The following is a 14,340-nucleotide window of genomic DNA, read 5'->3' as shown; positions in this document are numbered from 1 at the left end:
ACACCCCCAGGGCAGGCCCGCCGTCCCAGGGCCCGCAGATCCGCCTCGATCAGTGCCGCCGTCTCCCGCAGCGCCGGCAGCAACGCCTCCCGCATCTCGTCCGGAGCCCCGTTCCCCGCGTGCCGGGCCACGTTCAGCGCGGCCACGACACGGCCCCGGCCGTCGCGTACCGGCACGGCCAGGGAGCGCAGGCCGTCCTCCAACTCCTCGTTCACCAGGGCGAATTCCTCGGACGCGGCCTGCTCGACGATCCGGTCCAGCTCGGCCGGCGAGGTGACCGTACGCCGGGTCAGCGCCGGCAGCGCCTCGGGCAGCGGCGGCCGCTCCCCGCGCGCCAGGCCCGCCAGCAGCACCCGTCCCATCGAGGTCGCGTACGCCGGGAAGCGCGTACCCACCGTGATGTTGACGCTCATGATCCGCACGGTGGGCACGCGCGCCACGTACCGGATGTCGGCGCCGTCGAGCACCGCCAGCGACGCCGACTCGCGCACGCGGCCCACCAGCGCCGCCAGATGAGGCTGGGCGACATCCGCGAGCCCCAGTCCGGACAGTCGTGCGCAGCCCAGTTCGAGCACGCGGGGCAGCAGCCGCCACCGGCGCCCGTCCGAGGTGACGTACCCCAGTTGTTCCAGCGTGAGCAGCGAGCGCCGCGCTGTCGCCCTGGCCAGCCCGGTCGCCTCGGCGACCGCCATCAGCGCCATCCCCTCGCCCCGGTCGGCGCCGAGCGAGCCGAGCACGGCGAGTCCGCGCGCCAGTGACTGGAGGAAGCCGGGACCCAGCTCACGCTTCGCCTCCAGCGAGCTGTCCCGTGCGGGCGCGCCCTCCGCCGCCGGTCGCGGCGCCGCCAGCGCGGCCTCCAACTCGCCCCTCACCGAAAGCAGCCGGGGAAGTACGGTCTCCCGCAGCGACTCCAGGGTGTGACGGCTGGTGTGGCTGACCACGCTCACCGCGCACACCGTCCGCCCCCCTTCGTCGCGTACGGGCACGGCGACCGCCACCAGTCCCGGCTCGATCAGCTGGTCGTCGCCCGCCCAGCCGTCCGCACCCGCCCGCGCCGCCCGCCGCTCGAAGACCTCCCGGCCCCCGGCGGCGCCCGGCGGTGGTGCGGCGAACCCCCCGCCCAGCGGATCTGCCTCCCGCCGCTCGTGCCACGCCCGCCATTCCCGCGCGTCCCACTGGGCCGCGAACAGCGCCCCGGGGGCGCACCGCTCGGCAGGCAGCAGGTCGCCGATCCGGAAAGCGAGCGACATCGTGCGCCGCCGCGTGGTCTGGAGGACGAACCGCGCCCCGGCGACGGCGTCGTCCGGCACCGCGACCGACACCGACTCGTCGAACTCGTCCGCGAGCCGCTCGGCCGCGGGCCCGAGCGCCGCCGGAATCCCGCACGCCGTGAGGTACGCGCCGGGCAGGGCCATCAGCGGTGGCGCGAGCGCGACCTCCCGCCCGTCGCCGCGCGCCAGTCCGAGGCGGTCGAGCGTGGACACCACCCGGTCGACCGTGGAGCGGGCCAGGCCGGTCGACCGTACGAGATCGCTGTGCCGCATCCGGTCCCCGGCGCCGGGCGCGGACAGGGCCCGCAGCACGGCGAGCCCGCGCTCCAGGGGGCCGACCGCGTCTCCCGGGCCGGTGGACGCGACGGACGCGGCCGTTGCGGCGGATTCGGTGGCTTCGGCGGATTCGGTGCTCGGCATGGGGGTCCTCCTGGCAGACCGTTGACACCGGGCGGCGCGCGGCAGAGACTTCGGAGCGAAGTCGGATGTGAACGATAGTTCACTGGGCGAACGGCCACCACCGGCGAACCACCAGCTACCACCGACCGCCGAGCAGTCCACGACTCCGGGAGAGACCCGATGAGCATCCGCGACGTCTACATCGTCGACGCCGTCCGCACCCCGATCGGCAAGTTCGGGGGTGCACTCTCCTCCGTACGCCCCGACGACCTCGCCGCCCACGTCGTCAAGTCGCTGGTGGCCCGCACGCCCGACCTCGACCCGGCGAGGATCGACGACGTCTACTTCGGCGACGCCAACGGCGCCGGCGAAGACAACCGGGACGTCGCCCGCATGGCCGTGCTGCTCGCCGGACTCCCCGTCTCCGTCCCCGGCGTCACCGTCAACCGCCTCTGCGGATCCGGCCTCGAGGCCGTCATCCAGGCCGCCCGCGCGGTGGCCCTCGGCGACGCCTCCGTCGCCGTCGCGGGCGGCGTCGAGTCCATGTCCCGTGCCCCCTGGGTGCTCCAGAAGCCCGAGCGTGCCTTCCCCGCCGGGCATCAGCAGCTGCACTCGACCACGCTCGGCTGGCGCATGACCAACCCGCGCATGCCCGACGAGTGGACCGTCCCGCTCGGCGAGGGCGCCGAGCTCATCGCCGACAAGCACGGCATCACCCGCGAGCAGCAGGACGCGTTCGCGCTGGCCAGCCACCAGAAGGCGGCGAAGGCGTGGTCGGACGGCCGGTACGACGGCGAGGTCGTCCCGTACGACGGCGTGGACCTCATCCGTGACGAGTGCGTCCGTGAGGGCTCGACCATGGAGGCGCTGGCCAAGCTGAAGCCGGTCTTCCGCAAGGACGGCAGCGTCACGGCAGGCAACGCCTCTCCCCTCAACGACGGCGCCGCCGCGCTCCTGCTCGTCGACGAGGAGGGCCTGCGCGCCACCGGCCGCGAGCCGCTCGCCCGCATCCGCACCTCCGCCGTCACCGGCATCGAGCCGCAGCTCTTCGGCCTGGGCCCGGTCGAGGCGGTCCAGCGGGCCCTCGCCAAGGCGGGCAGGTCCTTCGCCGACCTCACCACCTTCGAGCTCAACGAGGCCTTCGCCGCCCAGTCGCTCGGCTGCCTCGTCGAATGGCCGGACCTGGACCCCGCCGTCGTCAATCCGCGCGGCGGTGCCATCGCCATCGGCCACCCGCTCGGTGCCTCCGGCGCCCGCCTCGCCGGGTCCGTCGCCCATCAGCTCGCCGCCGCGGGCTCCGGCACGGGCCTCGCCGCCCTGTGCATCGGCGTCGGCCAGGGACTCGCACTCGTACTGGAGCGCTGAGCCGGTGCGTACCACTGTCGCGATCGTCGGAGCCGGCCCGGCCGGCCTTCTTCTCGCCCGTCTGCTGCGCAACGCGGGCATCGACTGCGTCGTCCTGGAGAACAGGACCCGCGCGTACGTCGAACAGCGCCAGCGCGCCGGCATCCTCGAACAGGGCACGGTCGACGTCCTCCGGGCCTGTGGTGCGGGCGCCCGCATGGACGCCGAAGGGCTCGTCCACCACGGCATCGAGCTGCGCTTCGACCGCCGGCGCCACCGCATCGGCTTCCCCGAGCTCACCGACGGCCGGTCGGTGACGGTGTACGCCCAGACCGAGGTCGTCAAGGACCTGATCGCCCTCCAGCTGGCCGAGGGCCCGCCCCTCCTCTTCGAGGCGCGGGCCCTCGCCGTGGAGAAGCCGGAATCCGAGCATCCGGTCGTCCGCTTCACGCACGAGGGCCGTGAGCGGACGCTCGACTGCGACTACGTCGTCGGCTGCGACGGCTTCCACGGCATCGCGCGCGCCGCGTTCCCGGACGAGGTCCGCCGCACGTACGAGCGCACGTACCCGTACTCCTGGCTGGGCATCCTCGCCGAAGTCCCGCCGTCCTGCGACGAGTTGATCTACGCACGCGGCGAGGGCGGCTTCGCGCTGCACAGCATGCGCTCGCCCAGCGTCTCGCGCCTCTACCTCCAGGTCCCGAACGGAACCGACCCCGCCGACTGGTCCGACGAGCGGATCTGGGACGAACTCGACCGGCGCTTCGCGACGGACGACGGCGACTGGAGCCTGGCGCGCGGACCGATCACCTCGAAGTCGGTCACACCGATGCGCAGTCACGTCACCGAGCCGATGCGCTACGGACGGGTCTTCCTGGCCGGCGACGCGGCGCACATCGTGCCGCCCACCGGGGCCAAAGGGCTCAACCTGGCGGTGTCCGACGTACGGATCCTGGCCCGCGCCTTCGATCACCACCACCGCACCGGATCGGACGAACTGCTCGACTCCTACTCGGACTTGTGCCTGCGACGGGTGTGGCAAGCCACCCGGTTCTCGTACGACATGACTACGATGTTGCATAGTCAACCGGGCGAGAACGCGTTCGACACCCGCGTGCATGTCGCACGGCTGCACCGTCTCGCGGCCTCCCGGTCCGCTGCCGGGGAACTGGCCGCGAACTACACAGGACTTCCTCTCTGACTGGAGATCCGCAATGCCCCTGCTCGACCCCAAGACCTGGCAGCCCGTCCGGCTCTCGGGCGGTGAGTCGGACGTCGTCGAGCCGGCCACGGGCGAAACGCTCGGCCGTGTCACCCTGGCCACCGCGGACGACGTCGGCACGGCCGCCCGGACCGCGGGGGCCGTACAGACGGCCTGGGCCCGTACGCCCCACTTCGTGCGGGCGGCGGTGCTCCGCCGGGCGGGCGACCTCTTCGCCGCACACGCCGACGAGTTGCGGGAATGGCTCGTACGGGAGTCGGGGTCCATACCCGGCAAGGCCGACTTCGAGCTCCATGTCGCCGCCCAGGAGTGCTACGAGGCCGCCGCGCTCGCCTCCCGTCCCGCCGGGCAGGTACTGCCGAGCGAGGCCCCGCGGCTGTCGTACACGCGGCGGGTGCCGGTCGGAGTGGTCGGCGTCATCGCCCCGTTCAACGCCCCGCTGATCCTCTCCATCCGGTCGGTCGCCCCCGCTCTCGCGCTCGGCAACGGCGTCCTGCTGAAGCCCGATCCCCGCACCGCGGTGTGCGGCGGCCTGTCCCTGGCCGCCGTGTTCGCCGAGGCGGGCCTGCCGGAAGGACTGCTGCACGTACTGCCCGGCGGCGTCGGGGCCGGGCAGGCGCTGGTCGCCGACCCGGACGTGCCGGTCGTCTCGTTCACGGGGTCCACGGCGGCGGGCCGCGCGGTGGGCGAGGCCGCGGGGCGCGGACTCAAGCGCGCCCACCTGGAACTGGGCGGCAACTCGGCCCTCGTCGTCCTGGAGGACGCCGACCTCGAAGGCGCCGTCGCCCAGGCGTCCTGGGGCTCCTTCTTCCACCAGGGCCAGATCTGCATCACCACGGGCCGCCACCTCGTGCACGCCTCGCTCTACGACGAGTACGTCGAACGCCTCGTGGCCAAGGCCGAGTCCCTCACGGTCGGCGACCCGCACCGCGAGCAGGTCCAGCTCGGCCCGATCATCGACCGGTCCCAACTGGACAAGATCCACGGCCTGGTGGAGGCCAGCACGGCGAGCGGCGCGAAGCTCCTGGCGGGCGGCACGCACCACGACCTCTTCTACCGGCCGACCGTGCTCGCGGGCGCCGACGACGACACCCCGGCGTACGCCGAGGAGGTGTTCGGCCCGGTCGCACCGGTCCGGTCCTTCGCCACTCTGGAGGAAGCCGCGGCCCTGGCGTCGGCGAGCCCGTACGGACTCTCCCTGGGCATCGTCACCCGCGACACCGCCCTCGGGATCCAGCTCGCGGACCGCATCCCCACCGGCATCGTGCACATCAACGACCAGACGGTGAACGACGAGGCGGTCGCGCCCTTCGGCGGGGTGGCCGCCTCGGGAACGGGTGCGCGCTTCGGCGGCGAGGCGAACCTGGACGCCTTCACGGTCATCCGGTGGACGACCGTACGCCGTGAGCCGGCGGACCACCCCTTCTAGAGGGCCCGGGCACAGACATGTCGGGCCCCGGCCGTTCGCGGCCGGGGCCCTTCACTTCCTCAGCTCACCACTGCGCGCCTAGCTGTTCTGCCCCGGGAGGTTGTGGACGGGTGAGCCAGGTCTCGGCTGAGGGATCTTGAAATGGGTGAGGGCCTTCCGGTTCGGTGTGGATTGCGACGTCTACACCTCGTGCCCCACCGTAATGCACCCCTGACCGAGACCGGACGGCTGCGTCTTGCCCGTTGCGTGGTCGAGGACGGCTGGCCCCTGCGCCGGGCCGCCGAACGCTTCCAGGTCTCGCCGACCACGGCCCAGCGCTGGGCCGACCGCTACCGCACACACGGCGAGGCCGGCATGAGGGATCTGTCCTCCCGCCCGCACACGAGCCCGCGCCGCACCCCGACCCGCACCGAACGGCGGATCATCAAGGTCCGCATCCTGCGCCGCTGGGGACCGGCCCGCATCGCAGGCCTGCTGCACCTGGTGCCCTCGACCGTGCACCGCGTCCTGACCCGCTACGGCCTGGCCCGCCTCACCCACCTGGACCGGGCCACCGGCCGCGTCATACGCCGCTACGAACGCGAGCGGCCCGGCGAACTGGTCCACGTCGACATCAAGAAACTCGGCAACATCCCCAACGGCGGCGGCCACAAGGTTCTCGGCAGACAAGAAGGCCGCAGCAAACGGCGCGGGGCCGGCTACAGCTATATCCACACGGCCGTCGACGACCACTCCCGCCTGGCCTACAGCGAGATCCTCACCGACGAGAGGAAGGAGACCGCCACAGCCTTCTGGACCCGTGCCCACGCGTTCTTCACCCAAGCCGGAATCACCGTGGAGCGGGTCCTGACCGACAACGGCTCCTGCTACCGCTCACGAGACTGGCGCAACGTCCTCGCCGAGGCCGGGATCACCCACAAGCGCACCCGCCCCTACCGGCCCCAGACGAACGGCAAGGTCGAACGCCTGAACCGGACCCTGCTCGACGAATGGGCCTACGCCCGCCCCTACCGCTCCGAGCAGGAACGACGCGACGTCTTCCCGAGTGGCTGCACACCTACAATCACCACCGCGGACACACCGCGCTGAAGGGCCAACCCCCCGCCAGCCGCGTCCCCAACCTCACAGGGCAATACACCTAGCCCGCTTCCTGGATGTCCTGCGCGCCCTGCGCGGCCTTCGCGTCCTCGACCGACTTGCGGACCTCGTCCATGTCGAGCTTGCGGGCCTGCCCGATGACGTCCTCGAGCGCCGCCTCGGGCAGCGCGCCGGGCTGGGCGAACACCGCCACGTTCTCGCGCACGATCATGAGCGTCGGGATGGAGCGGATCTCGAAGGCCGCGGCCAGCTCCTGCTGTGCCTCGGTGTCGACCTTGGCGAAGACAAGGTCGTCGTGACGCTCGGACGCGGCGTCGAAGACGGGAGCGAACTGCCGACAGGGGCCACACCAGGAAGCCCAAAAATCGATCAGGATGAAGTCGTTCTCGGACACAACCTGATCGAAGTTTTCCTTGGTGAGCTCGACGGTGGCCATGGTGTGCTCCTCTTTCCTGACATAACGGGCGAAGCCGTCCCGCACAACGGCATGCGGGCTCGCGATATTCCGCCTGCCCGGCTGGCCACGGCGCACACCCCCGACCAGACTGCCCGTATGACGAATGCAGCGGACGCGGTCGACGAGGCGCAGTACGACGTCGTGGTGGTCGGAGCCGGACCGGTCGGGGAGAACGTGGCCGACCGTGCCCGGGCGGCCGGACTGACGACGGCGGTGGTGGAGAACGAACTGATCGGTGGCGAGTGTTCCTACTGGGCCTGCATGCCCAGCAAGGCGCTGCTGCGCCCGGTGACCGCACGCGCCGACGCGCGCCGCGTGCCCGGACTGCGCGGATCGGTGCAGGGCCCGCTCGACGTGGCCGAGGTCTTCGCCCACCGCGACTACTACGCGTCGAACTGGAAGGACGACGGCCAGGTGAGCTGGCTGGAGTCGATCGGTGTGGACATCCACCGGGGCAGGGGCCGGCTGACGGGTCCCAGGCGGGTCACCGTCGAAGCCCCGTCGGGCGAGCGGTACACCCTGACGGCGCGGCACGCGGTCGTAGTGTGCACCGGCAGCCGCGCCGTCGTGCCCGACCTTCCCGGAGTGGCCGGGGCGAACCCCTGGACCAGCCGTGACGCGACCAGCGCCGCCAAGGTGCCCGGCCGGCTCGTGGTGGTCGGCGGGGGAGTGGTCGCCGCGGAGATGGCGACCGCCTGGCAGGCGCTCGGCTCGCGGGTCACCGTGCTCGTACGCGGAAAGGGCCTCCTCGCCAAGATGGAGCCGTTCGCGGGCGAGCTGATCGCCGAGGCCCTCACGGAAGCCGGTGCCACCGTACGGACCGGAACCTCCGTCGCGGCCGTGGAGCGGCGCGAGGGCGGCAGCGGTCCGGTCACCGTCGTCCTCGAAGACGGCGACCGCATCGAGGCCGACGAGATTCTCTTCGCCACCGGCCGCGCCCCGCGCACCGACGACATCGGGCTCGACACGGTCGGCCTGAAGCCCGGCTCCTGGCTGGAGGTCGACGAGAGCTGCCGCGTCGGCGGCACGGACTGGCTGTACGGCGTCGGCGACGTCAACCACCGGGCGCTGATGACCCACGAGGGCAAGTACCAGGCGCGCGTCGCCGGCGCCGCCATCGCCGCCAGGGCCCAGGGCGAGCCGCTGGACACCGCCCGCTGGGGCGCCCACTCCGCCACGGCCGACCACGCCGCCGTACCGCAGGTGGTCTTCACCGACCCCGAGGCCGCCGCCGTCGGCCTCACCCTCGCCGAGGCCGAGGCGACGGGCCGCCGGGTGCGGGCCGTCGACTACGACATGGCGTCGGTCTCGGGCTCCGGCCTGTACGCCGACGGCTACCGTGGCCACGCCCGCATGGTCGTGGACCTCGACCGCGAAACCGTACTCGGCGTCACCTTCGTGGGGCCGGGCGTCGCCGAACTCCTGCACTCCGCCACGGTGGCGGTGGCCGGCGAGGTGCCGATCGCCCGCCTGTGGCACGCGGTTCCGGCGTACCCGACGATTAGCGAGGTATGGCTGCGCCTCCTGGAGACCTACCGCGGCTGAGGCGTCCGCCCGGCCCACTGGACCGCCCCGGCGCGGGCCGCCAGCACCGCTGCCACCAGGGATGTCGCGGCCAGTACGAGGAAGAGTGCGGGAGAGCCGCCGAGGGGCGCGGCGAGGGCGGCGCCGGCCCAGGGCGACAGGGCTCCGGCCACGGTGACCGGAGCGGCCAGGAGTGCGGACAGGCGGGGGTACGCGCCGGTACCCCAGCGTTCGGCCACGGAGGTGGCCTGGAGGTCGTACGGGATCACCCGATGGGACGCCCGACTCGGTCCCTGAGGCTGCCGCGATCGCGCGGGCCGCGTCTCGGGCGGGCCGGCCCACGCCGATCAGCGTCGCCGACGCGGGGCCGGTCCAGTCGCCGTACCCGAGCAGGTGCAGGCGCGGCTCGTCGGCCGACCGCGTGCCCGCGGTCGGAATGTGCCCCCGCGCGCCCCGCAGTTCGAGCGGGGCGAGGTGCGAGAGGGCCGGCCGGAAGCCCGTGCACCAGATGACCGCGTCGGCCCCGGCACTCGTACCGTCCGCCCACTCGACGCCGTCGGCCGTGAGCCGCGCGAACACGGGTGACGCCTTGAGCAGCCCCGCGTCCCGGGCCTCGCGCACCGGCGGCACGGCGACGATGTCACCGAGCGACGCCACGCCGCCGCTGTCGGGCCCACCGCTGTCCAGCAGGCGCCGCCGCGCTGTCGCGGCGTCGAAGCGAGTCCCAGGCGTACATCAGCCGTCGTGGCCCGGGGTGGCGGCGGCCGTGGCCGTGAACTTCTTCCGCCAGGCCAGCGACACGTACACGAGCGCGATGAGCACCGGGACTTCGATGAGCGGGCCGACGACGCCGGACAGGGCCTGACCCGACGTCACGCCGAAGGTGGCGATGGCGACGGCGATCGCCAGCTCGAAGTTGTTGCCCGCCGCCGTGAAGGCGAGGGTCGCGGTCCGGTCGTACGCGAGACCGATGGCCTTGCCGAGCGCGAACGTGCCGAACCACATCAGGGCGAAGTACACGAGCAGCGGGACCGCGATGCGGACGACGGCCAGCGGCTGCGAGGTGATCGTCTTTCCCTGGAGGGCGAAGAGGATCACGATCGTGAAGAGCAGGCCGTACAGCGCCCAGGGGCCGATCTTCGGCAGGAACCGTGACTCGTACCGCTCGCGGCCCAGCTTCCGTTCGCCGATGCGCCGGGTGAGGAAGCCTGCCAGCAGTGGGACGCCCAGGAAGATGACGACGTTGAGGGTGATCTTCCCCGTCGAGATGCCGAGGTGCTCGCCCGCGCCGAGGCCCAGCCAGCCGGGCAGCAGGTCGAGGTAGAACCAGCCGAGGACACCGAAGGCGACGACCTGGAAGACCGAGTTGAGCGCGACCAGGACGGCGGCGGCCTCCCGGTCGCCACAGGCCAGATCGTTCCAGATGATGACCATGGCGATGCAGCGGGCGAGGCCGACGACGATCAGACCTGTGCGGTATTCGGGCAGGTCGGGCAGGAAGATCCAGGCCAGCGCGAACATGACCGCCGGTCCGGCGATCCAGTTGATGACGAGCGAGGAGACCATCAGCCGCTTGTCGCCCGTGACCGCGTCGAGTCTGTCGTAGCGGACCTTCGCCAGGACCGGATACATCATGACCAGCAGGCCGGCGGCGATGGGCAGCGAGACGCCGCCGATCTCCACCTCGGTCAGGGCGTCGTTCAGTCCGGGGATCAGACGGCCGAGGCCGAGGCCGAGCGCCATGGCGAGCAGGATCCATACGGCCAGGAAGCGGTCCAGGGTCGACAGCTTGGCGACGATCGAGGCGTCGTCGGGCGCCGCCGGGGCTGCCGGCGTGGTGGCGGGCGTCGTCATCAGCAGGCGCGCTTCCGGTCGGTGGCGGCCGTCGTGCGGGCCGTGGCGGCCAGGTCGGCGAAGGACGCGGCGAGGGCGTCGAGGAAGTCGGCGTGCAGCTTGTAGTAGGTGAACCGGCCACAGGGCTCGGTCTCGACCACACCCGCCTCGCGCAGGACTCGCAGATGGTTGGAGAGGTTGGTCTGCTTCGCGCCCGTCTCCTCCACCAGGTGGGTGGTGCACAGGGTCTCGTGGGCGAGCAGCGTCACGATCTGGAGCCTGAGCGGATCCGCGAGCACGCGGATCAGTTCAGTGCCGGCTGACGTCATCATGGGCTGATACTGCCACATCATTCGAGACTGACACCATCGGCTGCTGATGTCAGCCGCGGCTGAGCCGCATCGCCGCAGCCCGTCGTGAGACAAGAGAGACGCCCTGATGTCCGAGAAGCCCTCCGTGCTCTTCGTCTGTGTCCACAACGCCGGCCGCTCCCAGGTGGCCGCCGCCTGGCTCACCCATCTGGCCGGCGACCGCGTCGAGGTCCGCTCGGCGGGATCCAGCCCGGGTGACGCCGTGAACCCGGCCGCCGTCGAGGCCATGCGCGAGGTCGGCATCGACATCTCCGCCGAGACCCCCAAGATGCTCACGGTCGAGGCGGTGAAGGAGTCCGACGTCTGTGGGCTGCGGTGATACCTGCCCGGTCTTTCCTGGCAAGCGCTACCTCGACTGCGTGCTGGAGGACCCGGCGGGGCAGGGCGTCGCGGCCGTACGCCCGATCCGCGACGAGATCAGGACGCTCGTCGAGGGTCTGATCGCGGAGATCGCGCCGCGTTAGCCGCACACGCCCCGCACTCGCGGACCGCTCCGCGCCGCACGCCCGAGAAGGGGAAGCCCCCGGCGAGTCGGGGGGAGTTCCACCGACACGGAAAACAGGACGATTCGGAAGCCGGGTCGGGATGGCAAGGTGCAGGAGCCGCAGTTGCGACAGGACTGCGGCCGGCGCGGCGATGGTCGGGCCGTGGCACGGAACAAAGGATCGAACTGATGGCAACAGGCACTGTGAAGTGGTTCAACGCGGACAAGGGCTTCGGGTTCATCGAGCAGGACGGGGGCGGCCCCGACGTGTTCGTCCACTTCTCCGCCATCCAGTCCACGGGCTTCAAGGAGCTCCAGGAGGGTGACAAGGTCGAATTCGAGGTCACCCAGGGCCCCAAGGGACCGCAGGCGGAGCAGGTCACCGTCAGGTAGTCGCCCTGCTGGGGCGTAACGCCCTTCCGTGGTGCCCGGTTCCGCCGCTGACCGCCGGGGCCGGGCACCCCGTCCGCCGGGAAAACGCGTTGCCCGGCCGCCCGGCCCCTGCCAGGCTTCCGGTCATGTCGGACAACGAGACCCACGGGTCGCACGGGGTGGCTTCCCTCTTCTCCCACGGGCGCCTGACGGCGATCCCCCGCAAGGCGAACCGCCGCGAGCAGCTGCTCGTACACCTCGCGCGGACGCTGTTCGAGCCGGACCGCGCCTACAGCGAGCGCGAGGTCAACGAAGCCCTGCTCACGGTGCACGAGGACTCCGCGGCGCTGCGTCGCCACCTGGTCGTGGCCGGCCTGCTGACGCGCCCCCGGGACGGCAGCAGCTACCGGCGTGCCGAGGTCAGGCCGCGGTAGCCGCTGGAGGCGCGGGCCTGAGCACCGCGAAGGTCGCGCCGAACGGGTCGGCGAGCCAGGTGATCCTGCCGACGTCCGGGATGTCCGCCGCGGGCATGACCACCGAACCCCCGTTCGCCTGCGCCCTGGTGACGGTCTCGTCCGTGTCCTCCACCGCGAAGTACGGAATCCAGCGCGACTCCTCGGACGCGTCGCGCAACGGGGCGACACCGCCGAACGAGACGTCCTGCTGGTCGCCTTCGGCGGTGGAGAGCACCGTGTACGGCATGCCCGGCGCGTCCATCTCCCGCGCGCGCCAGGCGAACAGCGCGCCGTAGAAGCGCAGGGCGGCCGCCGGATCGGCGATGTGCAGCTCGGCCCAGCACAGGGTGTTGTTTTCGGAGGTCTTCTCCAGCCCCTTGACGGCGGTCGGCTGCCATACGGCGAACTCGGCGCCGCCCGGGTCGGTGAGACAGGCCATCCGGCCGGCGTTCATGACGTCGAACGCCTCGACGCGAACGACCCCGCCGTTCTGCTCGGCCGTCTTGACCGTGGCATCGGCGTCGGGCGTCTGGAAGTACACCGTCCACGCGGAGTTCGCCCCCGCCTCCGTCAGGGGGCCGAGCGCGGCGACCGTCCTGCCGTCCCGCTGGAAGAACCCGTAACCACCGGCCTCGGGGCCCGCCGACAGGAAGTCCCAGTCGAACACGCCGGCGTAGAAGACCGCGGCGGCCGAGGTGTCGGGACTGCCGAGGTCGAGCCAGTTGAGGGACCCGGTGACGAAGTCGGTGCTGAGCATGGTGGTACGCCCTGCCTCTCTGGAGGTTTCCCGCGGGGTGGCCGGTGGAGCACCTGCCAGCCTTGCCGATCGCTTCCGTGCGGGCGTCGGCCACCGCAGGGGCGGCCGTCCGGTTTCATCCTCATGGACCAGCGGGCGCGGCCGCCTCCCGCGCGGGCCTGACGGGGCGGGCCCGCGCGGACAAGGGCCTTGCGGGACGGGCCGGCGTACGGGCGCTTCCGGTCAGTGCGCGTGGCCCGGCTTCTCCTCCTGGTGCTCGTCGGCGGCGGGCCCGGCCGCCGGGCTCCTCCCCGCTTCGACCGTGAAGGCCGCGGTGCGCACCTTGCCGTCGTGCTGGAAGTCGAGGAAGAGGCGGTACGTTCCGGAACTCGGCGCGGTGGCGGTGAAGGAGATCTCCGGGCCCGGCTCGGTGGCGCTGTCACCGGGTTCGCCGTTGGGGTGGACGTGGAGGTAGGCGAGGTCGCCGGAGCGCAGGGCGACGAGGTGGCCGTACGCGCCGAGGTAGGGCTGGAGGTCGGTGACCGGCTCGCCGTTCTTCTCGACGTTCAGCCGCAGCTCGCCCGCCTTTCCGGGGCGCAGTCCGCCGGAGAGGGCGACCTCGTATCCGTCGACCTCCGCGGTGGCGGCCGGGGCGGGCAGGCCGGCCGGCGCGTACGTCCCCGAGACCGCCAGGTCGGCGCCGAGTGTCAGTGCCCCGGCCCCCTTCTTCGCCGGCTTGAAGTCGGCGAAGGCCCGGTAGGCGCCGGCGGCCGGCAGGTCGGCGGAGGTGCTCCAGGTGCCGTCGGCCGCGCGGGTCGGGTGCAGGTGGCGATAGACCGTCAGGTCGCGTGAGGCGACGATGAAGTGGAGTTCCTTGCCGTGCTCGCGCTCGTACGCCGTGACCTTGCGGCCGTGCTCGTCCTGGATGGAGAAACGGAGCTTCGTACGGCCGCCGGCGGCGACGCGGGGGGTTTCCAGGGCGAGGGTGTAGCCGCCCTCGGAGACCTGGAGGCCACCGGCGGCGGATGCCGCCTCGTGCCGACGGTGTCCGCCGCCGGTGGCATCCCGTTCCTTCTTCTCCCCGTGCCCGCCGTGGCCCACGCTTCGCTCCTCGGTCGTCGTGACGGGGCCGACGCCCTTGCCGACGCCGTACGCGGTACCGAACGTCGCGGCGACCGCTGCGGCGAAAGCTGTGATCTTCAGTCCGGTGTTCATGACGTTCCCCTGGAGACAGGAGCCGCTGCTGATGTGGTGCGGCTGATGCACTCCAACATACCCCAGGGGTATGAAGTCAAGAGGAGTGGGTCAGGCATCCGGGATGCCTCCGGCGCACTCCCGGGCCGCG

Annotated in this window: 12 protein-coding genes and 4 pseudogenes; 8 read left to right on the top strand and 8 right to left on the bottom strand. The window is 72.2% G+C overall.

Annotated elements, in window-relative coordinates:
* Positions 1-20: 20 nt before the first annotated feature.
* Positions 21-1,691: pseudogene (locus AS594_RS40845) on the bottom strand (IclR family transcriptional regulator domain-containing protein); the annotation flags it as partial.
* A 159-nt stretch (positions 1,692-1,850) separates the two neighbouring features.
* On the opposite strand from AS594_RS40845, the gene AS594_RS04870 reads away from it, so the two are divergent.
* From AS594_RS04870 to AS594_RS04855, 4 genes and pseudogenes are all read left to right on the top strand, one after another.
* Positions 1,851-3,035 (top strand): thiolase family protein, encoded by a 1,185-nt coding sequence (locus AS594_RS04870; RefSeq protein ID WP_069933466.1) that lies wholly within the window; start codon positions 1,851-1,853, stop codon positions 3,033-3,035.
* A 4-nt stretch (positions 3,036-3,039) separates the two neighbouring features.
* Complete coding sequence (locus AS594_RS04865; RefSeq protein WP_069925832.1) at positions 3,040-4,215, top strand: 4-hydroxybenzoate 3-monooxygenase; 1,176 nt, start codon at positions 3,040-3,042, stop codon at positions 4,213-4,215.
* A gap of 13 nt (positions 4,216-4,228) precedes the next feature.
* A complete protein-coding gene (locus AS594_RS04860) occupies positions 4,229-5,665 on the top strand; it encodes an aldehyde dehydrogenase family protein (RefSeq protein WP_069934957.1) in 1,437 nt (478 codons plus the stop codon).
* Between the two features lie 189 nt (positions 5,666-5,854).
* A pseudogene (locus AS594_RS04855) lies at positions 5,855-6,807 on the top strand (IS481 family transposase).
* On the opposite strand, the gene trxA reads toward AS594_RS04855, so the two are convergent.
* On the bottom strand, positions 6,804-7,199 hold the full coding sequence (gene trxA, locus AS594_RS04850) for a thioredoxin (RefSeq protein ID WP_069925829.1): 396 nt from the start codon (positions 7,197-7,199) through the stop codon (positions 6,804-6,806). The pseudogene AS594_RS04855 and the gene trxA overlap by 4 nt on opposite strands.
* A 117-nt stretch (positions 7,200-7,316) precedes the next feature.
* On the opposite strand from trxA, the gene AS594_RS04845 reads away from it, so the two are divergent.
* Positions 7,317-8,765: a dihydrolipoyl dehydrogenase family protein gene (locus AS594_RS04845; RefSeq protein WP_079148286.1), complete on the top strand. Its 1,449-nt coding sequence runs from the start codon at positions 7,317-7,319 to the stop codon at positions 8,763-8,765.
* On the opposite strand, the gene AS594_RS04840 is transcribed toward AS594_RS04845, so the two are convergent.
* The 4 genes and pseudogenes from AS594_RS04840 to AS594_RS04830 all read right to left on the bottom strand — a co-directional run bounded on the left by AS594_RS04840 (position 8,753) and on the right by AS594_RS04830 (position 10,909).
* Positions 8,753-9,013, bottom strand: a complete 261-nt coding sequence (locus tag AS594_RS04840) for a hypothetical protein (protein ID WP_069925828.1) — start codon at positions 9,011-9,013, stop codon at positions 8,753-8,755. The two genes, AS594_RS04845 and AS594_RS04840, sit on opposite strands and share 13 nt — an antisense overlap.
* 22 nt (positions 9,014-9,035) lie before the next feature.
* Positions 9,036-9,461: pseudogene (locus AS594_RS45975) on the bottom strand (pyridine nucleotide-disulfide oxidoreductase); the annotation flags it as partial.
* A gap of 18 nt (positions 9,462-9,479) precedes the next feature.
* Positions 9,480-10,598 carry an ACR3 family arsenite efflux transporter gene (gene arsB / locus AS594_RS04835; protein ID WP_069925827.1) on the bottom strand — a complete coding sequence of 373 codons (1,119 nt, stop codon included), beginning with the start codon at positions 10,596-10,598 and terminating at the stop codon, positions 9,480-9,482.
* Positions 10,598-10,909, bottom strand: coding sequence for an ArsR/SmtB family transcription factor (locus AS594_RS04830; protein ID WP_069930279.1), 312 nt, complete (start codon positions 10,907-10,909; stop codon positions 10,598-10,600). The genes arsB and AS594_RS04830 overlap by 1 nt, the downstream gene beginning before the upstream one ends.
* A gap of 106 nt (positions 10,910-11,015) precedes the next feature.
* On the opposite strand from AS594_RS04830, the pseudogene AS594_RS04825 reads away from it, so the two are divergent.
* The 3 genes and pseudogenes from AS594_RS04825 to AS594_RS04815 all read left to right on the top strand — a co-directional run bounded on the left by AS594_RS04825 (position 11,016) and on the right by AS594_RS04815 (position 12,238).
* Positions 11,016-11,412: pseudogene (locus AS594_RS04825) on the top strand (arsenate reductase ArsC).
* A 209-nt stretch (positions 11,413-11,621) separates the two neighbouring features.
* Complete coding sequence (locus tag AS594_RS04820; RefSeq protein ID WP_069925826.1) at positions 11,622-11,825, top strand: cold-shock protein; 204 nt, start codon at positions 11,622-11,624, stop codon at positions 11,823-11,825.
* Positions 11,826-11,950: 125 nt separating this feature from the next.
* A complete protein-coding gene (locus tag AS594_RS04815; protein ID WP_069930278.1) occupies positions 11,951-12,238 on the top strand; it encodes a DUF2087 domain-containing protein in 288 nt (95 codons plus the stop codon).
* Here the strand turns inward: AS594_RS04815 and AS594_RS04810 are convergent.
* Both AS594_RS04810 and AS594_RS04805 read right to left on the bottom strand, forming a co-directional pair.
* The gene (locus AS594_RS04810) at positions 12,225-13,016 is read right to left on the bottom strand and encodes a VOC family protein (protein WP_069925825.1); all 792 of its coding nucleotides are present in this window, start codon (positions 13,014-13,016) and stop codon (positions 12,225-12,227) included. The two genes, AS594_RS04815 and AS594_RS04810, sit on opposite strands and share 14 nt — an antisense overlap.
* Before the next feature lie 222 nt (positions 13,017-13,238).
* Positions 13,239-14,210, bottom strand: coding sequence for a hypothetical protein (locus tag AS594_RS04805; RefSeq protein WP_069925824.1), 972 nt, complete (start codon positions 14,208-14,210; stop codon positions 13,239-13,241).
* Between the last annotated feature and the right edge of the window lie 130 nt (positions 14,211-14,340).

Source organism: Streptomyces agglomeratus, from assembly GCF_001746415.1.
Classification (GTDB): Bacteria; Actinomycetota; Actinomycetes; order Streptomycetales; family Streptomycetaceae; genus Streptomyces; species Streptomyces agglomeratus.
Note: the sequence above shows the minus strand (reverse complement) of the source record. Positions and strands in the feature narration are given on the sequence as shown.

Excerpts from the sequence above, each read along its gene's own strand:
- AS594_RS04870 (WP_069933466.1), top strand. The coding sequence starts at position 1,851 with ATGAGCATCCGCGACGTCTACATCGTCGACGCCGTCCGCACCCCGATC.
- AS594_RS04860 (WP_069934957.1), top strand. The coding sequence starts at position 4,229 with ATGCCCCTGCTCGACCCCAAGACCTGGCAGCCCGTCCGGCTCTCGGGC.
- trxA (WP_069925829.1), bottom strand. The coding sequence starts at position 7,199 with ATGGCCACCGTCGAGCTCACCAAGGAAAACTTCGATCAGGTTGTGTCC.
- AS594_RS04845 (WP_079148286.1), top strand. The coding sequence starts at position 7,317 with ATGACGAATGCAGCGGACGCGGTCGACGAGGCGCAGTACGACGTCGTG.
- arsB (WP_069925827.1), bottom strand. The coding sequence starts at position 10,598 with ATGACGACGCCCGCCACCACGCCGGCAGCCCCGGCGGCGCCCGACGAC.
- AS594_RS04830 (WP_069930279.1), bottom strand. The coding sequence starts at position 10,909 with ATGATGACGTCAGCCGGCACTGAACTGATCCGCGTGCTCGCGGATCCG.
- AS594_RS04820 (WP_069925826.1), top strand. The coding sequence starts at position 11,622 with ATGGCAACAGGCACTGTGAAGTGGTTCAACGCGGACAAGGGCTTCGGG.
- AS594_RS04815 (WP_069930278.1), top strand. The coding sequence starts at position 11,951 with ATGTCGGACAACGAGACCCACGGGTCGCACGGGGTGGCTTCCCTCTTC.
- AS594_RS04810 (WP_069925825.1), bottom strand. The coding sequence starts at position 13,016 with ATGCTCAGCACCGACTTCGTCACCGGGTCCCTCAACTGGCTCGACCTC.
- AS594_RS04805 (WP_069925824.1), bottom strand. The coding sequence starts at position 14,210 with ATGAACACCGGACTGAAGATCACAGCTTTCGCCGCAGCGGTCGCCGCG.